General features: G+C 44.4%; 13 protein-coding genes. 12 read left to right on the forward strand and 1 reads right to left on the reverse strand.

Annotation, left to right across the window (positions count from 1 at the left end):
* The first annotated feature begins 7 nt into the window (after positions 1-7).
* From MR764_RS12835 to MR764_RS12880, 10 genes are all read left to right on the forward strand, one after another.
* Positions 8-3,256, forward strand: a complete 3,249-nt coding sequence (locus tag MR764_RS12835; protein WP_247979824.1) for a baseplate J/gp47 family protein — start codon at positions 8-10, stop codon at positions 3,254-3,256.
* Positions 3,244-5,997, forward strand: a complete 2,754-nt coding sequence (locus MR764_RS12840) for a hypothetical protein (protein ID WP_247979825.1) — start codon at positions 3,244-3,246, stop codon at positions 5,995-5,997. Before MR764_RS12835 ends, MR764_RS12840 begins: the two co-directional genes overlap by 13 nt.
* An 11-nt stretch (positions 5,998-6,008) precedes the next feature.
* On the forward strand, positions 6,009-10,232 hold the full coding sequence (locus MR764_RS12845) for a PKD domain-containing protein (protein ID WP_247979826.1): 4,224 nt from the start codon (positions 6,009-6,011) through the stop codon (positions 10,230-10,232).
* A gap of 1 nt (position 10,233) precedes the next feature.
* Positions 10,234-11,784, forward strand: coding sequence for a contractile injection system tape measure protein (locus tag MR764_RS12850; protein ID WP_282189221.1), 1,551 nt, complete (start codon positions 10,234-10,236; stop codon positions 11,782-11,784).
* A gap of 3 nt (positions 11,785-11,787) precedes the next feature.
* The gene (locus MR764_RS12855) at positions 11,788-13,692 is read left to right on the forward strand and encodes a DUF4157 domain-containing protein (protein WP_247979828.1); all 1,905 of its coding nucleotides are present in this window, start codon (positions 11,788-11,790) and stop codon (positions 13,690-13,692) included.
* Between the two features lie 38 nt (positions 13,693-13,730).
* Positions 13,731-17,303, forward strand: coding sequence for a DUF4157 domain-containing protein (locus MR764_RS12860; protein WP_247979829.1), 3,573 nt, complete (start codon positions 13,731-13,733; stop codon positions 17,301-17,303).
* A gap of 10 nt (positions 17,304-17,313) precedes the next feature.
* Positions 17,314-18,177: a tetratricopeptide repeat protein gene (locus MR764_RS12865; protein WP_233377422.1), complete on the forward strand. Its 864-nt coding sequence runs from the start codon at positions 17,314-17,316 to the stop codon at positions 18,175-18,177.
* A gap of 27 nt (positions 18,178-18,204) precedes the next feature.
* Positions 18,205-19,533 carry an ATP-binding protein gene (locus tag MR764_RS12870; protein WP_247979830.1) on the forward strand — a complete coding sequence of 443 codons (1,329 nt, stop codon included), beginning with the start codon at positions 18,205-18,207 and terminating at the stop codon, positions 19,531-19,533.
* A 103-nt stretch (positions 19,534-19,636) separates the two neighbouring features.
* Positions 19,637-20,902 (forward strand): hypothetical protein, encoded by a 1,266-nt coding sequence (locus MR764_RS12875; RefSeq protein WP_247979831.1) that lies wholly within the window; start codon positions 19,637-19,639, stop codon positions 20,900-20,902.
* Between the two features lie 29 nt (positions 20,903-20,931).
* The gene (locus tag MR764_RS12880; protein ID WP_247979832.1) at positions 20,932-21,648 is read left to right on the forward strand and encodes a DUF1080 domain-containing protein; all 717 of its coding nucleotides are present in this window, start codon (positions 20,932-20,934) and stop codon (positions 21,646-21,648) included.
* 415 nt (positions 21,649-22,063) lie between these two features.
* Here the strand turns inward: MR764_RS12880 and MR764_RS12885 are convergent, their stop codons facing one another.
* Positions 22,064-23,326 carry an aminotransferase class I/II-fold pyridoxal phosphate-dependent enzyme gene (locus tag MR764_RS12885; protein ID WP_247979833.1) on the reverse strand — a complete coding sequence of 421 codons (1,263 nt, stop codon included), beginning with the start codon at positions 23,324-23,326 and terminating at the stop codon, positions 22,064-22,066.
* A 269-nt stretch (positions 23,327-23,595) separates the two neighbouring features.
* On the opposite strand from MR764_RS12885, the gene bamD reads away from it, so the two are divergent.
* Both bamD and MR764_RS12895 read left to right on the forward strand, forming a co-directional pair.
* Positions 23,596-24,408 carry an outer membrane protein assembly factor BamD gene (bamD, locus tag MR764_RS12890; protein ID WP_247979834.1) on the forward strand — a complete coding sequence of 271 codons (813 nt, stop codon included), beginning with the start codon at positions 23,596-23,598 and terminating at the stop codon, positions 24,406-24,408.
* A 3-nt stretch (positions 24,409-24,411) separates the two neighbouring features.
* Complete coding sequence (locus MR764_RS12895) at positions 24,412-24,747, forward strand: DNA-directed RNA polymerase subunit omega (RefSeq protein ID WP_247979835.1); 336 nt, start codon at positions 24,412-24,414, stop codon at positions 24,745-24,747.
* Positions 24,748-24,750 lie beyond the last annotated feature (3 nt).

Below are 24,750 nucleotides of genomic sequence, written 5' to 3' on the forward strand. Positions count from 1 at the left end.
ACACTAAATGGCAGGTTGCGGAAAAGACATATTGTTAACGCGGGAAGGAACAGAACAAACACAACGTTTCAGCGAAATACTCGATCCTTCGTGGGTTAAACTCAATAATTTTGGTTTAAGTGAATGGATGAGGTTTGCCTGGAACTTTGCAGCTCATCTTCAGTATTACGGGGTGGATGACGACAAAGTGTCTTCCGGAAACTGGCAGGATTTCTTTTTCACGAAAGAGGAATTGGAGGCTTTCCTTACAAAGGTGAAAGAAGGACAGGAAATTACGCCTCACCTGGCTTTGTTTGTAACCTTTGTAAAGCTGTTGGAGGTTACACAAAAACATTTTAACAGCCTCACGCAAAGTCACCTCGACTTTTATTTCAACCGGGTACTGAAAATTGAAAAACAGGCCGCTGTTGGCGATAAGGTTCATATTCTTTTTGAACTGGCAAAAAACGCCGTGGATGAAAAGATTGCCTCAGAAACACAGCTGGACGCCGGAAAAGATGCAACCGGGAAGAAGCTGATCTATCAAACAAAAGAAGAGCTGATTGCGAACCAAACCGTTGTAGCACAGCTGAAAAGTGTTTACAACGATCATGACTTAAGTAAAATAAAAGCAGCGGAAGTGGCCAATTCTTATGACGGATTGGGGGAAGATTTTCCGAATAAAGAAGTCAAATGGTGGCCTTTTGGGTATTTCGAACCTGCTCCAAAAGACGGTGATCCCGATTTGCGAGAATATCCCGAATTGCCCGATGCAAAAGTTGGTTTTGCTGTTTCGGGCGAAATACTCGAATTGCAGGAGGGCGAACGTGATGTATTGATACGATTGAAGTTCGACAGCAACCTCTCCGGAAGTATTTCCCGCGATGATCTGGAAGCCAACCTCGAGGTGTTTTGTACCGGAGAAAAAGGCTGGATCGGACCTTTGGAAATCCTGGCACAGTCAGGAGGAGAGGACGAAGATCCGGTATCATTTAGTTCAGGCGTAAAAAGCGGCGACCTGAAAACACTGAATATTTTGTTTCGGGTTCCGAAAGAGGAAAAAGCGGTGGTGAAATACGATGCAAAAGTACATGCAGAGCATTTCAATGCCAATTTCCCGGTTTGCCGGGTACTTTTCAAAACGGCAGATCCGGATGCCCATCAGCTTTACCGCGAACTGATCGCCAAAGAACTTATTTCGGCGAGTATCAGTGTATACGTGAAGGGCGTCGAAAGCCTTTCATTATCCAACGATTTTGGAGACATTAATGCCGCCAAGCCTTTTTATCCTTTCACAACTCAACCTGTCAAAAAATCAAAGTTTAACATCAACTATCCCGAACTATTCAAAAAGAAATGGGGAGATCTGCATGTAAAAATCGACTGGAAAAATACACCGGATGCTTTTAAAGAATGGTATGCTGCCTATCGGAAGAGTTTCAAATTTCAGATGACCTCGCTCGATTACAGCAATCAGATTTTTAGCAAAGCTTACATCGATTCTCTGACAGCGTCTCCACCTGTCGGAATAGGTAAGGTAGTCGGAATGGCTAAATTCAATTTCAGCAACCTTATCATTTCGTCTGACGAAGATTTTACCGCTGCGGTGGAGATTTTTCAGAACGAAGACTGGGAATTTGTAGCCGATAAAAAGGAAATTCCACTGTATGATACAAAAGAAGATGACGGAGCTTTTTCGATGAATTTTGATGTTTCCAACCCGGAATCAGATGATGATAATACCGGACCAATTCGCTTGTCATTGATTCAGCCCTTTCTTCATGATATGTTCCCGCGACTGTATGCGGTGGCGATGAGCAGCGAAGATAAAAACATACTGATTCCGAATGAACCTTACACGCCTTTTGTTGAAAAAATAACGCTTAATTACACGGCTAAGGCCGAACTGAAACCCAGCGGAGAAAGCTACGATATCGAAGAGTTTGACCTGTTTCACGAACATCCGTTTGGGCAGGCAAAAGAATCGATTATCGGCAAGTTATCCAATAAAATAGTGGCAAAACAGGAAGCCACTAAATTGCGGGCGGTTCCGAATTATTGCAAAGGCGGTGAATTGTACATTGGCCTGGAAAATGTGAAAAAACAGCAGATTGTTTCGTTGCTGATCCAGGTGCTGGAGGGAAGTGAAAACCCGGAGGCAGAATCTTTTACAGGTAAGCAAAAAGTGGAATGGTGGATGTTGTGTAACAACGACTGGAAACAGTTGGATACCACCGCCATTATTGCCAACGAAACGGATAATTTGCTGAAATCGGGGATTTTGAAATTTACGGTTCCAAAAGAGGCAACCAACGACAATACTTTGCTTCCGGCTGGCTACATGTGGCTGAAAGCCCGGATTCATAAAAAATACAATGCGGTTTCGAAAGCCATCGGAATTCATGCGCAGGCTGTGGTTGCTGAGTTTTCAGATAAGGGAAACGATCTTTCGCACCTGAAAAACGGTTTGCCGGGAGATACTATTTCGAAAATGATTTTCAGAATTCCGAAGGTAAAAAGCTTGTCGCAGCCTTACAGTTCGTTTGGAGGCAAACCCGAAGAAAGTGATGCTGATTACTACCGCCGCGTAAGCGAACGACTGCGGCATAAAAACAGGGCCATTTCGATGTGGGATTACGAACACCTGGTACTTCAGAATTTTCCCGAAATTCATAAAGTAAAATGCCTGAATCACACCTGTTCCAAAATTGTAAACAAGCAGCGAAAAACTCGTTACCTGGCGCCGGGAAGTGTAGTCGTGGTGGTGGTTCCTGACATCGTCAATAAAAATGTGTTTGACATTTATCAGCCGCGCGTGAGCAAAGCAACTTTGAATAATATTGAAAACTACCTTAAAAAGCTCAACTCTCCTTTGATCAATACCGTGGTCATTAATCCCGAATACGAGGAAGTAAAAGTGGCGTTAAAGGTTCAGTTTAATACCGGTTTTGATAATGTCTATTCCAAAAAAATACTGAAAGAAGATTTAACCAAACTGTTGTCGCCGTGGGCGTTTGATACTTCCGCCGAAATTCGTTTTGGTTTGTCGCTGCACAAAAGCGTGGTGATCAATTATGTCGAAAAACTGCCTTATGTGGATTTTGTAAGCGATGTAAAACTCTTTCAGAAAATTGCCGGAGCAGAGGAAGAAGTAAAAGTAGCTGTTCCGTCGAGCCCCGAAACCATATTGGTGTCCTCAAAAGCACATGTTGTGGATGACCTGATAAACGACTGTTCCAAAAACGAAATTGAACCAGCAGAAAAATGTCAGAGCTAACAAAACATATTACCATACCCAAAGACGTGGCATCGCACGATGATCAGGACTATGCATTCCTGCGTCAGAAAGGGCAGGAGTACATCGAACAGCTTTCCGGAAAAGTGTGGACGGATTACAACGAACACGATCCGGGCATCAGCATCATGGAGGTGCTGTGTTATGCGATAACTGATCTTGGTGCGCGCATCAGTATGCCGCTCGAGAACATTCTTACTCCTCCGGCAGGAAGCGGTTTTATTGGTGATCAATTTTTTAAAGCCACTCAGATACTGCCGTCGAAACCCGTTACGGAAGCCGACTATCGCAAGCTTTTTATCGACATTGAAGGCGTTAAGAATTGCTGGCTGAAGAAATACGAGAAAACAGTTTATGTGGATTGTAAACATGATCTGCTCTCGTATGGCCCGGATGATTTTTCGGGGCTTGAAAAACACAACAAAAATGAATTTATCCTGAATGGATTGTACCGGGTTATCATGGATTTTGACGAGCAGTTTTTGAGTGAGTTTGAAGATGAAGACGCGAAAAAGGAGGAAATCAAAAAGCAGATCATCGACACATACCATAAAAACCGCAATTTGTGTGAGGACCTGGTGGAAGTGGAAGAGGTAACAACTTTCCCGGTGCAGGTTTGTGCCAGTATTGAAGTGGAAGCGGATGTGGATGAGGAAAGAGTACATGCGCAGATTTTACGAGCCATCGATAAGTATTTGTCGCCCGATATCTGGTTTTACTCTTTGCAGCAAATGTTTGACAAGGGATATACTTCGGATCAGATTTTTGACGGCCCGGTTCTGGAAAATGGTTTTATCGATTTGCAGGAACTGGAAAAGGCCCGGCTTAGAAAAGAAGTCAGGCTTTCGGATTTGATGCAGCTGGTAATGAACATCGAGGGCGTGAAACTGATCAAAGACATGTCGGTCAACGATTGCGCAAATCCTGCAAGCGACAAAGACGTATGGCTGGTTTGCGTTCCGGACGATAAAAAGCCAATTCGCTGTCATCTCAGTGCTTTTTCTTATTACAAAGGCGTTCTTCCCGTCAACATAAACAAGAAGGCGGTTAATGCCTATCTCGCAAAGTTTGAGGAAGAGGAAAAAGCCCTGCAGGAAGAGGCCAAAATCGGAAAAGAGATTCTTGTGCCTGAAGGTGAATACCTGCAAACCGGGGAGACAACCACCATTCAGAATGATTTTCCGGAAACGTACGGAATTGGACCTGTTGGTTTGCCCAAACGTTCCACTGTTGCACGAAAGGCACAAGCCAAACAACTGAAAGCTTATTTGCTGTTTTTTGACCAGGTTTTTGCCAGCTATTTTGCACACCTGAGTAAGGTGAAAGATCTCCTGTCGGTAAACAACAAACTTTCAAAAACATATTTTACACAGGCAGTTAGCGATATAAAAAACTTCCATGAAATTGTTCAGGATTATCCGCTGGAGGATAACGATTTGCTGACTGAACAATTGTTGGCTGACCTGGACGATAACATTGCCCGCAAGAACCGTTTACTCGATCATTTGCTGGCCCGTTTTGCTGAGCGATTCAGTGAGTATGCCTTTTTGATGAAAACTTTGTATGGAAAATTTGCCGATCAGTCGATTGTGGATACCAAGCAACTTTTCCTTTCGGAATATGGTGAAATCACAGATGCCGGGAACAACATCGAGAACAAGGGAATCAGTAACTGGCGGGGCAGTGGTTTCAATTATTTTGAACAGGCGAACGGGGATCTTTGGGACACCAAAAATGTGGCGGGAGTTCAGAAACGAATTGCCCGTTTGTGTGGGATGAAAGACTACAGCCGGAGAAATCTCTCTGAATCGTTTGTTGAAGTGTACGATTTGATCGATTCCGAAGGAGAAAAAGTATATCGCTGGCGGATAAAAGATACTACCGGAACACCGGCTTTGTCGGCTACGGTCAACTACAAATCGCCCCGGTATGCTGAAGACGAGATGTATTTCTCGATTCTGAAAGTGATCGAAACTTCGCCCGAAACCATCAAAGAAGCCTTTCTGAATGAAATCGGTGACGAGTACGAGGTCGGGAATTTTGAAATACAGAAAGCGGAAAGCGGAATGTATTCGTTTGACGTGATCAATACCGAGGCCGATCCCAACAGCGTGGACCGGATTATCGCCCGTCAGTTTTTGTATTACGAAACGCAGGAAGAGCTAAAAGAGGCAATTATCAGCCTGATCAACTTTCTGAGAAATGATTTTACGGATGAGGGAATGTTTATCGTTGAACACATTCTTTTGCGTCCGGATGTCACTGCGGAAGAAGGATTAACAGACGAATTTATGCCGGTTTGCACCGACAATTGTGAGAGTTGCGAACCCATCGATCCGTATTCGTACCGGGTAACCGTTGTGTTGCCGGGCTGGACATACCGTTTCAGCAACATGGATTTCCGGAATTTTATGGAAGAGCTTATCCGCCGCGAACTTCCGGCACATATTCTTGCCCGGATTTGCTGGATTGGCGACCGTAAAGGCAGCGTTGAAGATGAGAAAAATGATATGCTTCATTTCGAAAAAGACTACAAAGCCTTTTTGCTGGCCAAAACAAACATCGGGCAGGCACAGGACAAAACAGCATTGAAGAATTTGATAAAGTCAATCACCGAATTAAACACCATTTATCCATCCGGCAGGCTAATCGATTGCGACGATGAGAAAGATTCACTGCAAGGCCGGATCATAATGGGGAGAACAAACATTGGAAACCTTTAATTACAGAAGCAATGACACCGAAACTAACAGAAATTACTACCAAGTACCATACATTTGTTGAAAACCAGGTACTCACGGATGAACAGTTAAACGAGTTTATCGAATATTTCGATGATCAGGACCGGCTGACCCGCACATTTTTGATCGGTGTGGGCACCGTTTGTGGTTTTGAGGTTTCCCGGTCGGGCGTCAACATTGTGCTGGCACAGGGCGTTGGAATTACCACCGATGGCGACTTGCTGCAACTGAAAGAGGAGGGAGTCTCACCTAAAAAGCTGGTAAAGAATTCAGTTACTTATTCCCATTATAAAAAGTTTGACGATAACGAAGCTGCTTATGCGCCCTTCCGGAAACTTGTTGGTAGCGAAGAGCTTACTACTTCTGTAATGGATTTGTACGAGATTTTACCCACTTCAGTTGAAAATTCTTCGGCTCTAAGTGAACTGCCCAACCTGAATGAAATGGCGGTTTTGCTTTACCTTGAATCATACGCCGACGACGGCGATTTGTGCACTGCCATGGATTGCGACAATCAGGGAGTTGCCCAGATCAATCGCCTGCGGGTATTACTGGTTTCCAAAACCGATGCAGAATATATTGCTGCTAACGACTCGATATTTTCAGCGCACAATAAAATAGATCAGTATTTTGATCTTCCTTCAGTGGCGGTGCGACGTGTTGTACTGAACCAGATCAATACTTCAAAATACGAAGAATTGAAACGCGCCTATCACACGGCCATCAATAGCGATGATTTGCTGAAAAACCTGAGTACAGGTATCAGTTTGATCGTGAAGAATTTTGGCGGACTTTTGCAGCTCGGAATCAGCCCGGCTACACTCAATTCAACCTTAAATAGTTTGAAGGCGCAGTTTACATTTGCGGCTTACAAAACGCCTTTCGATATTCAGTATCGCTACGATTATTTAAAAGATCTGGTGGATACATACGATGAAATCAGGCAGGAATTACTGAGCCTGAAAGAAATTTGTTCGCCCGATGTGAATGCTTTTCCAAAACATTTGTTGCTGGGATTGCTTTCCGAAATAAACACTGTTCCCAAACACCTGCGGCACAGTTTTTACCGCTCGCCTGCTTTAAGCAGCTGCGATAAGCTGGAAAAGGTAAAGTCGCTGGTACTTCGCCTGTTGGAACAGATCAAAAATTACGGAATCAAGGTCGGTGAAATAAAAATAACGCCTTCGAATAAATTACCGGAACTGGGCAAACGAAGTATTCCGTTTTATTACAAGGTGGAAACAGCTTTTCTGAAAAGCTGGGACTTTTCCAAAACGAAAATATTCCGGGAGAAATTTAACCTGAGTTATCGCAGCGAGAACCTTTCTACAGCTCCGCAAATTCAGAATCCACTGGCTTTTAATACCGATTCTTCTGATTTTCTACGGATTGAAGGGCACCAGGGAAAAGATTACCGCGATGTGCTGGAAGAGTTGGATGATCTGAAAAAAAAATACGGACTTTCGTTCGACGTAAAAGCACTTTCAGTAAATATCAATACCGAAACGCTCGATATCGACGATTATGAATGCGAGTTCGAGGACCTGAAAGTGATGTTAAAAGCCTGGACTTCGGAACAGGATTGTATTTTGGCGCAGGTGGCCAGTTTCTTTTCGGGTTTTAGCACCAGGGTTCCGGGAGCGAACATAAAAGAAGCGGAACTCGATCTCAAATCAAATCTGAAAGTCGGCTCCATTTCTACCAACTACCGAAGCGTTGATTACAATACAACTTTTCTGAAAGAGGCTACGGTGAGCAAAACAAAACTGCTCTATCAGGCAGTTGCCGGAAGCTCGGTGATTTCGGATAATATGAGCAGTGTGGAAGATACCCTGGGTGTTGAACTGAAAGCTGCAATTGATGAGAACAAAGGCGGTTCGGCCAACGATATTATTGCCAGTGCAAAAAACAAACTTCAGGAAAAAATAAATACCGAAGAATGGAATGCTGTGCCCGACTTAAAGGATTTTGTAGCCAATAAATCGGTGGAACTAATGGCGCATACCTACATTATTACACAACGGATGCCGCTCGCGGTTCATTTGGTCGATACCGTTAAGGTGCGCGACTACAAACTTTCGCTTACGCAGTTATGCGCACTGGTTCAGAAATTAAAAGCCGGGTACCAGTCCACGTCTTTATCGGTGGGACTTCGCGCATTTATCGGCTTGCTGATTAACCAGCTTTCTACGGTTTGCTGTTCGGGCAAAAAAATGGAAGTGCTTTTGGATGAGATCAATAACCGGAAGGAACAGATCTTGCTTCGCCTGCAGCTTTCAAAATTTATTGAACAGCATCCGGGACTGGAGCACAAAGCTGGTGTGGAACCCGGTGGCACCTTTGTTTTGGTGTATAAAAATGCAGAAGTAAGCACTGATACCGGCTCTGTAATCAATCGTGTTTCGGATGCAAACATCTTTTCAAAAGTGGATTTGTCCGCTTCAAAATCTTTACTCTCCAGTCAGTTATTGAACGCTGAAAAATTGACTTTTGCTGAGAGATCGACCGTCCTGAAAAGTGCCACGGAGATATTGAATTACGAAAGTTATATTGACCGGATCAAAGATATTCAGTCGTTAAATCGACTGATTGTACCTTCATCGGTTCCTGACAACACCGTGGTGGCTGATTTTGCTTTGCCTTACATGTGTTGCTCTGATTGTGCTCCGGTGAATTTCATCATTGCCAAACAACCGGCAACGCTTCGCCTGGAGCGGGATAAATATTGCCTGCTGACCGATACGGAGCCGATTTTGTACGAAGTCAGCCCGGCAGATGGAACAGTTGCACCCAATCCGGCAGTGGATGGAGTGAGTGTTGAAAACGGCAAAATTGTGATCCTTGCCGATGCATTCCCCGCAACTCAAATAGGTGTTCCCATTAAATTTACAGTTGATAACCAGGTAACCGATGCTGTTCTAACAGTTTATGCCGGAATAAAGGCCGACTTTTCGGTACCTCTGGAACCCACCAACCAGGCAACGCACCGCTTTGTTGCAACCGGTGAGAACCTCGAAGGTGCATCTTATTTGTGGGAATTTGGAGACGGAGCTACCTCCAGCGAAGCAACACCTTCGCATACCTACAAATTGCCGGTAAACGAAGAAAACAAAGTGACCGTTAGCCTGACTGTTACGGCTTCAAACGGAATTTGCAAATATACGGTTGACCACGATATTGCCTTTGTGGAAATCAAGCCAACCGTTCAACTAGATGCTACCGAGTATTGTGCCAACGATAAAAACGAATACGCATTTGCGGTAAGTCCCGAAAATGCCCAGGTGGTAATCTCCGGGCCGGGAGTGATCCCAAATAATGCAGGAGGATTTAGTTTTATTCCGGCTGCCGCTACCGTCGGAACCTTTGGGTTCCTGGTAAACGGCGAAGACGCTGGTTTTAATGTTACATTATTTGCTCCTCCTGTGGCCGGTATTTCTCCAAAGCAGGTCGGCAATCAGTTGGTAATTTCCAATACTTCGAAGAACGCGAACAAATTCGACTGGTCGATCAATGGTACGCCGCAAACCACCACGAATCTTAATCCGATTGTGATCAATCTTACGCCAAACAGTCCGACTGAATGGCGAATAACACAGGTAGCTGCGGGGGCAGCAGTTTGCCCGGTGAGCCGGACTTCTGTTGGAATAACCACCAAATATGTGGAGGAACCGCCGGTAAGCAACTGTGTGGATGAAGCAAAAACAGCGATCCTCAGGGACTTGAAAATTCTGTTGGCAACTAAGCCTGACGAAGCCGGAGTGATTGGAAACATTCTCGTTCAAACACAAAGTATTTATGGTGGTACAAGTGGTTTCAACAAAGGAGTAATCGACCGGATCGATGAGTTCCTGAGCGGAAAAGCCAACAGCGAGGTTCAGGTTATGTTTGAAAAACTTTGGTTTGAAACATTCAACATGATCATTAAAACAAGCACGCAGCCCGAAATTCAGAAACTACTGATGATCTTGTTCGAACTTCAGATCCGGCTGTTCTACAATGTAATGGGTTGTCAGAGCAACGAAACGCTCAAAGCGTTTGGCGATATTCTGAATAATTTGCTCAACCAGCTAGTACAGTACTTTGAAGAACTGAAGGAACGTAAGATTTCATTCAGTGAAGCAATGAAAGCTTTTATAAAAAACTATGCAGAAAAAGTCGCGGACCGGCTTTTCCTGGCCGAGCAGACAAAATTTATAATTGATAATGTATTAATCTAATTTGGCAACATTTGGCAACCATATTATAAACAGGGTTTTGGTGGACGTAAATCTGCGGAACGAAGAGACAGCCCATCAGATCAAAGATAACATCAGTGGATTCTTGCAAAACGAGGTATTTCCTGAATTGGAAAGCCTGTTGGATGAATTGAATGCAGGAAATCAGATCGTTCGATACAAGCAACTTGTTTTTGACCTGAAAATCGAAAATTGGGAGCAGCGTCATCGGGTCAAAAAAGAGCTGGTGCAGAACCTTCGGCAAAATATTGTCGAGTCGTTGGGTGTAAAGGTCCCTGCAAACGGGGAACGGTGGCGACTGGATGGAACCGGAAAAATTGCGAGCACCGGTTTGCACGGTGAATTTGTAAGTCCTGAACAGAAAAATCGCAAAACGCTCCTGTTTTTTCTGGAGCATGGCTATTTACCCTGGTACGGGAAACGACCGAATTTGGAGGAGCTGGTGGAGGAAAAGGCATGGGAGAAACTGGTAAGTGACAATTCTTTTTCTGTTCAGCTGATTTCACTTTTTATGAATAAGGACAGTGCATTAAAACGCTTCGTTTTTCAGTTTTCGCACTCGCAGGTTCTCTCTGTTATAGATGGCGTTAATCCTGTTTTTACTAATCGTCCCGGGTTTGAGGTGTTTCTGCAAACACTTTCCACAGCAAGTCAAAGATTACTCATCGAGTATTTACTGCGGATTTCGGTGTCCTCCGGAAAAGAAATTTTCGGAAGTAGATTTTTGCAGCTGTTGCGTACTTTTTTGAAAGAGGGAATAATTTCTGTTTCAGAAAATTCGGATGATATAAATAAAGAATTTCATAAAAAAATCGGGAAATACTTGAAGGACAATGTTGTTCGTCGGCATTTTCAAATTGGGAAGGAAGAACTTAAGGAAACTGTGATGTTTGAAGGGCATCACCCGTTCGAACACACAAAAAGGGGGTCTACTCAAGGCAAGGGGTCAATCGTTGAAAATGACCCAACCGTTATTTCAAAAGGATCAGTGCATACTGAAAATGAAAAGGAACCGCTGTTTTTCGAAAATGACGCTGGTGAAATCACCGTTCGAAATGCAGGCCAGGTTCTTTTTCATCCTTTTTTGCTTTACTTTTTTGAACACTTTGAGTGGCTAAACGAAGAAAACAAAATCAAAGAGGAATACCGGATGCTGGCTTTGCAGGCGGTGCATTTTTGTGCGACCGGCGCAGAAACTTTTTGGGAAGAAGAAATGACACTTGAGAAGTTTCTTTGCGGAGTTTCGCTGGAAACACCCGTTCCTGCTTATAGTTTGCTAACGCCGGAAATTAAAAGCGAAGCCAACGAGATGTTGCAACAGGTAGTTGACAACTGGAAAGCACTAAAAAATACTTCGGTGGAGGGAATGCGCGAGATGTTTTTTCAGCGGGATGGGAAACTGGTTCGGACGGATCAGCATTTCAAACTGATTGTGGAACGCAAAGCACAGGATATTTTGCTGGACAAGTTGCCCTGGGGCGTGTCCATCATTAAATTACCGTGGAGAGAGCAATTGTTATTTGTTGAATGGTAAGCGATGAGACGAGGAAACAGAATTTACAGATCGAATTACAGTGGCCGAAGAAATCATTCGCCGCTGTTTTCACAATCCGGGGAGTCATCTTTTTTTCCGGCACAGGCCAAACTTACGGTAGGCCAGCCAGGAGATCGTTTTGAACAGGAAGCGGATCGTGCGGCAGATGCGGTCGTTAATCAAAATGTACCGGATAGCGCGTTAAACGGATTGGATAGCAATGAATTCAGGAATACCGGAGAAAGTATTTCAGAAGGAATAACACCGCTTGTTCAGCAGGAAATGGAAGAAGTTGGCATTGCACAACGCCAGCCAAAGGAAGAAGAGGAGGAAATCGCACAACCAAAACTGCAGGAAGAGGAGGAGCCGGTTCAAGCGCAGGCAGAAGAAGAGGAGGAACCGGTTCAGGCCAAAGAGGAAGGCGAAGAATTGCAGATGCAGGAGGAAGAAGAGGCAATACAAGGTAAGGCTGAGGAAGAAGAGGAGGAGTTGCAAATGCAAGCGGAGGAAGAGGAAGAAGAAATAATGCCAAAAGCCGAGGGAAGTGCTCAACCTGCATCAAGTGTGGAAAGCACTTTGGCTTCGAGTCCGGGAAGCGGATCAAAAATGGACAACAACATTCGTTCGGAAATGGAAAGCGGCTTTGGAGCCGATTTTAGCCAGGTTCGGATTCACACCGGGCACGATGCGGTAAACATGAACCGCCAAATGGGAGCACAGGCTTTTGCACATGGTAACGATATTTATTTTAACGAAGGAAAATACGATCCAAATTCGGAAAAAGGAAAGCACTTATTGGCGCACGAACTTACGCATACCATTCAGCAAAAAGGATTTGTTAAGGCCGATGTGCAGACCACGATGGACGATAACCGGGACCTTGTTTCGGATCGGTTTAGTGGTAATTTACGCTTGGAAGCCTGTTTGGATGGAGAACGAACGCTTGGCTATGGAAGCACTGGCCGGCCGGTTTCGTTGATACAACAGGCTTTGGTGGATGCCGGATTTCCATTGCCAGTGTATGGCGTTGACGGGATTTTTAAAAATGAAACCAAAGCAGCTGTAGAAAGTTTTCAGCGTTCGTCTTCTTTACCGGTAACGGGAATAATTGATGCCCGGACCATGGCCTCGCTCGACGGATTATTCTCGTGGGGCGCGCCAACTTTGCCCACCGGAACTCCGGCCACAGAGGCTCCTTCCATCACTTCTTCAACGATCAGCATTGCACCCGACGGAACAGCCGATGAACGTACCTTGGTGGGAGTGGGGGAATTTGTTCGCTTTACCGGAAATACGGAAGGCACCTGGACTGTCACCGGAGGAAGGATTATCGGATTAAATACGGGACAGAACATGGTGTGGGAAGCTCCGCCTGTTCCGATGGTCAGCATCATTACACTTACCAATCAGGCAGGTTCAGCGTCTATGATCATGTCAACCAAAGCACCCGACTCAATTACCTTAGAACGGTCGGCAATTCTACCCATACCCGCCGGAACGCTTGGCGCAGCAATGGAAGCTGCTATTACCGTTCATCCCTTGAACGTAAACTTTGGCCGCACACAGTGGTTCGAGGAGCCCGGTCCGGCAACAAGTGTAAGCGGCTATTTTAACCAGTTTTCAGCGGCAGATCTTCACCACGACCCAAACCCGGATTATCTGCCATTTGATGATATGAATACCGGGCTAACCGATGAGGCCGCCTGGCGGGGAGGGAATCCTCCGTTCAGCAGAGGCTATCACGAATGGGTGATTCCGAACAAATACAAGATTGACGGAGAATCGGATGCCCAGGGAAGGGTATTTACCAATGTTACACAGTCCTTCTTCGTAACCCCGGGAGGCAGTTTTATGGTAGCCAAAGCAGGAGCATTTATTTTCCGGACGCTAAACAACTTTACGATATAACCGACAAATTTTGAATTGATAAAAGGAACCAATGATTTATGTACGAATCAAAATCGGCACAAAAAAGTAGTACTCACTCTTCCGCTGCAAACCGGAACGAGCCTTTTATCCAGCCCAGTTTAAAGGTTGGACAACCGGGCGACAAATACGAGGTGGAAGCTGATCAGATGGCCGATCAGATTGTACAGCAAAGCAGGGCACAAAATACCTCCCAAGACACATTTTTTTCTGTATCCGATAGCGTAAATGCCAAGTCGTTGAATTCCTCCGGGGGATTTTTTGGTGCGGGAACAAGTGCTGAAAAATCGGAAGAAGAAGAGGTGCAAATGAAAGCGGAGGACAAGCAAAACGATTTGCTGGTTCAGAACTCAGTTGACAACGATGTTGTTTCATCCATTCCCGCTTTACAGGCCAACTCAATCGGTTCGGCAGAAGAAGAACAAGTAAAAGAACCGGAAGAGGAAGAGGTTCTTCAAACTGAATCAATCGTTCAAAAAAGTACCGATATCCCTGAAGAAGAACCGGAATTACAAAACAGGTCAGATTCTCCCAACAATGCAAGTTCGGTAGAGTCATCTCTTGAGAGCTCTAAAGGCGGTGGAAGTCCAATGAGCGGCGATACAAAAAGTGAGATGGAATCGGGTTTCGGGGCGGATTTTGGCAGTGTGAGGATTCACACCGGAAGCGATGCGGTGCAAATGAGTGAAAACCTCAATGCACAGGCCTTTACACACGGCAACGATATTTATTTCAACGACGGAAACTATAATCCTAGAACTGAATCGGGAAAACATCTGCTGGCGCACGAGCTGACGCACACGGTTCAGCAGGGAGCTTCAGTCCAGCGTAAAATGATCCAGAAGCAGGAAAATGATACAACAGCTGAAAACCCGGAAGATATACTAAAGAAATTTTATCTCCCGGCAGTAAAAGCCCGACATTTATCGCTTTATCAAACCTGGGCATCACAGGGAAAATTGAAGCGTTTTCAGGGCTACAGCCGGGGAAGACCAAATCAAATAAGTGTTTGGAAAAATCATTTTTGGGATAAAATGCAAAATACCGAAAGACTCGGGCTTCACGAAGAATTTTCGGGCGTTAAAAAGATAAAAACTCCGGGCGATAAAGAAATACGGGGACGGCGGGCAACTTTGTTAAAAAAGCTCACCATCGCCAATTGGGACAAACGTGGCCGCGTGCTAGATAATACCATGGAAGTCGATCACATTATTGAACTTCAAACCGGAGGCTGGCCCAATTCTACCACGCCCAACGAAATTGAAAACATGGAGCTGCTCGACAAAAGCTCCAATGCCACTGCAGGGGCCAAAACCAAATCGAACATTGTGGCTATTGTCCGAAATTATCTGGAAGCTTCCGGCGAATCGAATACTCAATCCGATGCAGAAACCTATATGGCGGCCAATACCATTAATTTTGAACAGGTGGAGCTTGGTCAAGGTGATTTTGCAGGACAAAGAGGGGAGAGTCAGTATTGGACCCGGGAAGAAATTGAACAGGGCTTGCATTTGAACGATTTGGAGGATCTGGGAAATATCGGCGAACCGGGATCGCCCACTGAATTTGCCTTGATGACACCCGACGACGGTTACTTAATGGAATTATTTCCGCATGAAGAAAATAGTTTGTCGATTCAACTGGGACCCGATAATGCCAAAAGCAAAGCGGTGGCCGGTATGAAAATCTCCAACATTTCACTCAATTCCGGTTATGATTCAGTTGCTGCCGATCTGCCCATGGGGCAAATTACCGCAAACTGGGATCTTCCATCCGATTTTAATGCCCCGGAAGGACCGTTTACAATTCCTGTAAAAAAATCGATTAGCCAGTATGCCGGAAAAGTGGGAGACGTACCATCAATGGGGATGGATTTTGAGTATCTGAGCCCCATCGAATTGTCCGGTGAATTTGGAATTAACGAGGAGGGTTTTTTTGCTGAAGGAAGACTGACTCCTTCTGTAGAATTTTTGCGGGGAGCCGCATTGGTGGTTGGAGTGCGGGGTACAGAGGCCTATTTCGCAGCCGAATATTCTCCTTCTGATCTGAATATACCGGTGCCGGGATTAAGCATTGATAGTTCCAGTTTATCGGTTGGTTACAGTACCGCTGACGGATTTGGAGTAGATGGAAGTATTGAATTTCAGATGGACCCGATCGGGAGCGGTGCCATTGAAGCCGGTTTTAACCAGGAGAATGGCTTGAGACTGCGGGGCGATATTACCTTCGACGAACGACTTTTTGGGCGGAGTGAGGCGAGTGCCAGAATGGCATATGAAAATGGTTTGTGGAGCATTGGCGGTACTTTAACGATTCCCCGAAACAAAGTACCGGGAGTAAAAACAGCCACCATAAGTGTTGATTTTTCGGAAGAATCGGGGTTATCTGCCACCGGTGATGCCGAACTTGATATTCCGGGAATTGAACAGGGAACTTTGTCGATTAACTATGGTGATGAAGGCTTTTCGATTTCCGGCGATTTTAACCTGAGTTCTGAAATCCCCGGCATACAGGGCGGTACAGTGTCTGCACGCGTTGGCAAACAGGAAGGTGCAGAAGGTTATGACATTATGATTTCCGGCACAGCTCAGCCGGATATTCCCGGAATCGACTCAACGTTGACCGTAAGTTACGAGAATGGTGCACTTACCATTGAAGGACAGGCAGCCTACGAACGTGGAATGCTCAGCGGAAATATACGGGTGGGAGCTACCAACCGGACCATTGGTGAAGACGGTCAGCCAACCGGAGAGCCGGATGATACCATGCGGGTTTACGGTGGCGGCGATCTCACGCTGCAACTTACGCCATGGCTGGAAGCAACTGCCGGTGTTCAGTTTTTGCCCAACGGCGAGATGGAAGTAACCGGCCGAATTGGTTTGCCCAGTGCGGTGGATGTTTTTGACCGGCGCGAATTCCGCAGAAGCCTGTTTACAGTGCCAACGGTTGAGATTCCGATTTTTGCCATTCCACTCGGACCCCGCAGTATTGGTTTGGTAGCACAAATAAGTGGCGGACTCGATTTCTCCGCCGGTTTTGGCCCGGGGCAATTGCGAGAAGTGTATGCCGAGGTTACCTACAATCCGGATCGCGAAGATGAGACCGAAATTCATGGTCACGGAGAGTTTGCCATTCCTGCGGATGCCGGACTTACACTCCGCGGCGATCTTGGACTAGGAGTGAGCATTGCCATCGCCAGTTTGTCGGGTGGCATCGAACTGGCCGGAACACTTGGTCTGGAAGGCGAAGCATCGGCCATGGTTGATTTATCGTGGAGTCCGCAAACAGGAGTGGTACTCGATGCGGAAGGACGAATCACGGTAAATCCAAAGTTTGTGTTCGACGTCAATGCCTTTGCCCGCGCCAGCCTTGGGATTGGCTGGTTCTCTATTTCCGAAACCTGGCGATACAACCTTGCCTCGTTTAGCTGGGGACCCGATATTCAGTTTGGACTGGTGTTCCCGGTTCATTACCAGGAAGATCAGCCTTTTGATATTTCATTCGACGATATTGAAGTGATCTATCCCGACCTGGATGTGATTGACATGGCGAAAGGACTGGCACGCGACGTAAAAGATGATATGTTTGATTAATGATTTAGATATGGACAAACTTATTGAATTAAATAACCAGGGAGTTTCACACTTTCTAAACCAGCGGTTTAAAGAAGCGGAAGATTCATATAACAAAGTGCTGGAAATAGATGAACACAATGCCACAGCATTGAATAACCTGGGATTGTTGTATCATCAGCAAAAACAATACAAGGATGCCGAAAAAAGTTTTGAAGAGGCGATTGAGGCAAATCCCAGATCTTCCTATTTTCTCAATCTTGCCAATGTGCAGGTATTTTTGAAGAAATGGGCGGTGGCTGAAAAAAATTATATAAAAGCCTGCGAGCTGGATGCCAAAAACGTGAAAGCCAAAATTAGTATGGCCCGTTTTTATGAAGCGCAACGATTGTTTTCGAAAGCTGCTGATGTTTGGTTCAGCCTGATCATGCAAACCAACGAAACCCAATACAAGATAAACCTGGCCGGAAACAAAATGGCAATGGGGCAGTTTGAGGAAGCATTGGGCATTCTTTCAAATTTAACAGACCAGAAAGAAGCTGCCACGGTTTATCATCAGATCGGGATTTGCGAATTGAACCTGAAGAATTACGGCCTGGCGCTGCTGGCTTTTCGCAACAGCCTTGGGCTCTCTCCTGATAATCTGGCTACGCGTCATTACCTGGCGATAACCATGCTGGCGGCCGGAGAGCATGAAAAGGCTTTGGAAGAATTCGACTTTCTTCTGAAAATGAACCCCGAAAGTATAAAGTTTCGTTTGGACAAGGCTTCGGTGTTGTTGTCGCTTCAGCAAACCGGAGAAGCTAAGGAATTGATCGATGAGGTTTTACAACGGGATCCCGGGAATAATAAGGCGGCCAAATATCTTACTTTGATAAAGGGTGAGGAAAAATAGAGTATGCATGTATCGGCAACAAATAAAATGGAGAGTATTTATCAGCAAGTGTTTGCTTTTGTCCGGCTGGGAATTCAGCACCGGCTAAACCAGGATTTCAAAAAAGATGCTAATTCAAGTTCTGTAATCCCGGATTTTTCGTTTGCTACGGATACAACTTTAGGGAAGTTCATCGCTGAAAATAAGTTAAGCAGCGAAGAAATTTTTTGTCTGTGTATGGCGCTCATGCCACACTTATCGCCCGGATTTATTTCGGGAGTAGTAGGGGCATATCTTCCCAACGGTGGCGAATTTCCGGAGTTTGGCGGAGTGAAAGGTAAAAACCACCGGGGAATCATTCCAACCGGTGAAACGGTTCTTTACCTGCTGGCCGGAAAAGACCTGGCAAAAAGAGCAGCAATGATCCGGATGTTTGAAGAGGATCACCTGTTTTCGCGGAAGAACGTCCTTTTTCTGGATCAGGTTCCGTTGGGAGAGCCCAAAATGAGTGGCCGCCTGATTATGGATGACGAATACGTCGATCTTTTTATTGCAGGCAAAATTTCGAAACCAAAACTGAGCAGCGATTTTCCGGCACAGTTGATTACTACAGATCTGGAATGGAACGACTTGGTTTTGCATGAAAAAACAATTGAGGATATTCGAGAGATCGAAACTTGGCTAAAATTCAATGCCAGGTTGATGCAAGACTGGAAACTTCACGGAAAGGTAAAGCCCGGATACCGGGTTTTGTTTCACGGGCCACCAGGAACCGGAAAAACAATGACAGCTTGCCTGCTCGGAAAATACACGGGTCGGGATGTTTTCAGGATAGACTTGTCAATGGTGGTGTCGAAGTACATTGGCGAAACCGAAAAGAATCTTTCGAAGTTGTTTGACAAGGCAGCCAACAAAGACTGGATTTTGTTTTTTGATGAGGCCGATTCGATTTTCGGGAAACGCACTAACGTTAGGGATGCGCACGACAAATATGCGAACCAGGAGGTTTCTTATTTGCTTCAGCGAATCGAATCGCACGAGGGGCTGGTTATTTTGGCTACCAACATGAAAGCCAATATTGACCCGTCGTTTACCCGCCGTTTTAATACGTTTGTGGAATTCGATAATCCCGGAGTGGATGAGCGCCGCCGTTTGTGGGAGGTTTATCTGCCCGATTCAAAAAAACTGGATAAGGAAATTCAGACAAAGGAACTGGCACGTCTTTACGAGTTATCAGGGGCCAATATCGTAAATGTAATTCAGTATGCCGGATTGCAGACATTGCAGAAACAAAACAAACAACTTCAGATGGAAGATCTGCTGAAAGGCGTTGAAAAAGAGTATCTGAAAGAAGGTAAAATGCTTCGAAGAAATTGAAACTAAGGGATTAATATTTCTTTATCGTGTGTAGTATCTTCGTTTGCTGCTATGAACATAAAAAACTAATTTAGCCATCTACAACCAATTATAACTAATAAAAATGAAGATCCTGATTTCAGCATTGTTTTTAATGCTTTTATTGCCGGTGTTGAGCATAGCTCAAGAGGCCAATTATGACGAAACAAAAGTCCCTGAATTCAAATTACCCGATCCGTTGACCACTTTTAACGGAAAGAAAGTAAAAAGTGTAAAACAGTGGGAGAAGAAACGTCGTCCGGAGCTTTTGCAGTTTTTTACCGAGAATGTTTATGGCGCCGTTCCCGGTGAATTGAAGATTCATGATATAAATGTGGTTGAAGAAAGTGCGAATGCGCTAAATGGAAAGGCCAAAAGAAAACAGGTAACACTCACATTTAAAAAAGATGCGAAAGAACTTGATTTTACCATTCTGATGTACACTCCAAAAACCGAAGAGAAAGTTCCGCTGTTTTTGGGTTATAATTTCTACGGTAATCATACCATCACTGAAGATGTAAATGTGCAGATTTCTTCGGCCTGGGTTCGTGATAATCCTTCTTTTGGCATTGTAAATAATCAGCTAACGGAACAATCGCGTGGAGTTCGGACCAATCGCTGGGCATTAGAGAAAATTATTGACGCCGGTTATGGCTTGGCGGTAATTTTTTATTGCGAAGTTGATCCCGACAAAGACGATATGACTGACGGTGTACATCCGTTTTTTTATGTGGATGACCAGCAACAACCTGCCAATAATGAGTGGGGAGCGATTTCAACGTGGGCCTGGGGCCTGAGCCGGGCCTTGGATTATTTTGAACAGGATGCCGATGTCGATGCTTCGAAAGTGATCGTATTCGGACATTCACGTTTGGGGAAAACTTCGCTATGGGCCGGAGCTACCGACCAGCGTTTTGCCGGGGCTATTTCGAATGACTCGGGATGCGGAGGAGCTGCGCTTTCCAAACGTTGTTTTGGTGAAACTGTAGCACGTATTAACCGCAGTTTTCCGCATTGGTTTTGCGGAAATTTTAAAAATTACAGCAACAACGAACAGGCTTTACTGGTCGATCAGCACGAACTGATTGCACTGCTTGCTCCGCGCCCGGTTTATGTGGCCAGTGCCGAAGAAGACCGTTGGGCCGATCCCAAAGGCGAATTTCTGTCTGCTTTGTATGCCAGCCCGGTATTTGAGTTGTATGGCAAGACGGGAATTACGCAACAGGAAATGCCCGAAGTGAACCATCCGATTCAAAGTACTGTTTCTTATCATATTCGGACCGGTGTTCACGATGTAACGGATTACGACTGGGAACAATACATTCGCTGGGCCGACAATTTTATAAAGTAACCGACACTTTACTTAACACTATTGATACCATGAAAAAACGTTTGCTACTTCCACTGCTCGCCCTTCTTTTTGCGGCGTGTAATTCATCGAAAAATGCAGTACCCAAAGATCCGACCATTCATCTTTTTAACGGGAAAGATCTCTCGGGCTGGCATGCAGATGTTCCGGCGGCCGATCAAAATCCGGATACAGTTAAATCGTTTGTAATTCGCGATACCTTGTTGGTGAGTATGGGCGATCCGCGCGGACATTTGATTACGGATTCGATTTTTAGCAATTACCGTTTGGATGTGGAATACCGTTTTGCCGGAACACCCGGTAACTGTGGGGTTTTGGTGCATGCTTCAACACCGCGGGCACTTTATCAAATGTTTCCAAAATCGCTGGAGGTTCAGATGCAAAATGGGCAGGCTGGCGATTTTTGGTGTATCGTAGAAGATGTTACTGTGCCTGACATGGTGGAGCGACGCGGGCCGGAAGAAAACTGGGGAATAACCGAAGGTAAAAGCAGACGAATTCTGAACCTTACCGACGGATCGGAAAAACCGGTAGGCGAGTGGAATCATATGACCGTCGAGTGTGTAGCTGATACGATAAAAGTTTGGGTAAACGGCGATCTGGTGAATTATGGTTACAACTGTACAGCACAGAAAGGACAAATCGCGGTTCAGGCGGAAGGATCGGAAGTCGAATTCCGAAAAATTGATTTAAAACCGATTGAGAAAACTACGCCGATAGAAATATAGATTCTTGATTTTTAGGAGTCATTAATAAGTGGAATGTTGATTTATCGCAGCTTGTTTTCCTTTCTCCTATCCTCTTTCCCCCAGATCGTACGGGTGGATTTCCCTGTGCCGAGCCAGCTTTTATATACAAATTGGAAAAAGCTGGAAAATAAGAAATAGCAAATAAGGAATAAAGAATAAAAAGTATCGGAAACGAAATAATTTGAATCAATACTTTCGATTTTTTATTTCATGCTTTTTATTAAAAAACGTTCATATTTTCCTCAAGTTCCAGAAAGGAAAAGATATGTATAAAGGGGAGTTGCTCGCAAGGAAAGAAATGAGGATGGGTATGAATGTATTACCGAAACGGATTTGACTTTTATAAAAAAAGGGAGCCAGTAAGCTCCCTTTATATTTTGTTGTTTTTGATCGATTACATATCAACTTCAACTTTGGCAATTTCGCCGGTGCGGTATTCGCCGGCCACCAGTTTTTTACGCGTTTCTTTAAAGGCTTTCAGTGTCAGTTCAACATCCTCTAAAGTATGCATTGCAGTTGGAATTAAACGAAGAAGGATTTCACCTTTTGGAATAACCGGGTAAACCACCATTGAGCAGAAAATACCATAGTTTTCGCGAAGGTCGTAAATCATTTGAGTAGCTTCTTCTTCGCCACCTTTCATATAAACCGGGGTAACCTGGGTATTGGTTTTACCCAAATCGAAACCGGCTTCTTTTAACCCACCTTGCAGTGCCTTAACGACTGTCCACAGTCTTTCGCGCAATTCAGGCATGGTACGAATCATATCCAAACGTTTCAATGCACCCATTGTCATGGCCATTGGTAACGATTTGGCAAAAGTTTGCGAACGCATGTTGTAACGTAAAATGTAGCAAATGTCTGTTTCGCAGGCAATAAATCCGCCGATACCGGCCATTGCTTTCGCAAATGTTCCAAAGTAAAGGTCAATTCCATCCTGTACGCCAAAATGTTCGCCCGAACCTGCACCGGTTGGTCCCATAGTTCCAAATCCGTGTGCGTCGTCAACAAACAAGCGGAAATCGAACTCTTTCTTCAGGGCAACAATCTCATCAAGTTTACCAACCTGTCCGGTCATCCCAAAAACACCTTCGGTAATTACCAGGATACCTCCGCCATTTTCAGCAGCAAGTTTAGTGGCAAATCCTAACATTTTACGCAGCTTTTCCATGTTGTTGTGCTGGTAAACAAAGCTTTTTCCGCCCTTGGCTTTATGCAGGAAAACGCCATCCATAATACAGGCGTGCGATTCCGAATCGTAAACGATTACGTCTTTTCTGCTGGCAAGAACATCAATGGCAGAAACCATTCCCTGGTAACCGTAGTTTAAAAGGAAGGCATCAGGTTTGCCAACAAATGCAGCCAATTCACGTTCGAGCTGTTCGTGTTTAACGGTTTGCCCCGACATCATACGAGCTCCCATCGGGTAAGCCATGCCATATTGGGCTGCCGCTTCGGCGTCCGCTTTTCTTACTTCAGGGTGGTTAGCCAGCCCCAGGTAGTTGTTCAAACTCCAGGTTAAAACTTCTTTTCCCCGGAAGTTCATTCTGGCTGCGATTTCACCTTCCAGTTTTGGGAAGGCAAAATAACCGTGAATTTGGTCCATCCACTTACCAATGTCACCTTTATTATTTCTGAATTTTGCGAAAACATCCATGATAATTCGTTATTAAATGTTCGATTTCAAGGGTGCAAATGTAAACTTTTTTAAAATCTCAGCAAATGTGTTAAATAATTCTAAGCACTTAGCCCACACATTCATTACAATGTTAAATTAGCGCTTCGTAAAAGAAGGGCTGGGAGGTTATTGTGTTAATTATGAACAGTGTAAGTCTTTGTTTTAATTATTTACGAACAATAAAATTTTGATATTCTTTTAGCCTCAGTTAATTAAAAAAAGTATATTTTTGCGCCATGTTTATGAAAATGAGATTTTTGTGGGTATCGTTGGTGATGGCAACCTTGTTGCTGACATCTTGCGGAGATTACAATAAGATTGTAAAAAGTAGTGATTACGAATTTAAATATAAAAAGGCCGTTGAGTACTACGAAGATGGAGAATATGTAAGGGCCGGAACACTTTTTAAAGAATTGGTTAATATTTATCGGGGAACAAGCAGAGCCGATAAAATCTACTATTACTACGCCAAGTCGATGATCGGTCAAAAGGATTATCTCATGGCCGGACACTATTTTAAGTCGTTGGTAAAAGAATTTCCAATGAGCGAATATGCCGAAGAATCTCAGTTTATGATCGGTTATTGTTCGTACCTCATGTCTCCAAAAGCCAGGCTCGATCAGCAGGTGACACTTGAGGCGATCGATGCGCTTCAGCTTTACTTAAACCTGTATCCATACAGCGATCGGGTACAGGAAGCGAATCGCTTAATTGATGAACTTACCGAGAAGTTAACCTTTAAGTCGTATTTAAATGCTAAATTGTACTACGATTTCGAAATGTACAAGGCTGCTGTAGTAGCATTAAACAATAGTTTGCAGAAATTTCCCGACACAAAATACCGTGAGGAAATAAAATATATGCTTTTAAAATCGAAGTATTTACTGGCTTACCGCAGTGTAAACGACAAGCAGGAAGAACGTTACTCCAATGCGTTGGACGAGTATTTTTCGTTTGTCGATGAATATCCGGAAAGTAAATACCGAAAAGAGATCGATAAATTCTACGAAAAAGCATCTGAAGTGTTAAATTATAAAGAACAAGAAACTAATATCAATTAGAAAATGGATTACAAAAAAACAAAAGCTGCACCGTCAACTATTTCGCGTGACCTTGATGTTTTGACTCAGGAAACAGGTAATATCTACGAAACAGTGATGGTTTTGGCTAAAAGAGCAAACCAGATTTCTTCGGAATTGAAAGAGGAGCTGAATCAAAAACTTCAGGAGTTTGCTTCTTACACTGATAATCTGGAGGAGATTTTTGAAAACCGTGAGCAGATTGAAATTTCGAAGTTCTACGAGCGTTTACCAAAACCAACATTGATCGCTTTCGAAGAACTGAAAACGGGTGAAATCTACCATCGTAACCCTGCACGCGAAAACAAGCAGCGCATTTAATTT

The sequence above is a fragment of the Maribellus sp. YY47 genome (genome assembly GCF_023111095.1).
Classification (GTDB): domain Bacteria; phylum Bacteroidota; class Bacteroidia; order Bacteroidales; family Prolixibacteraceae; genus Draconibacterium.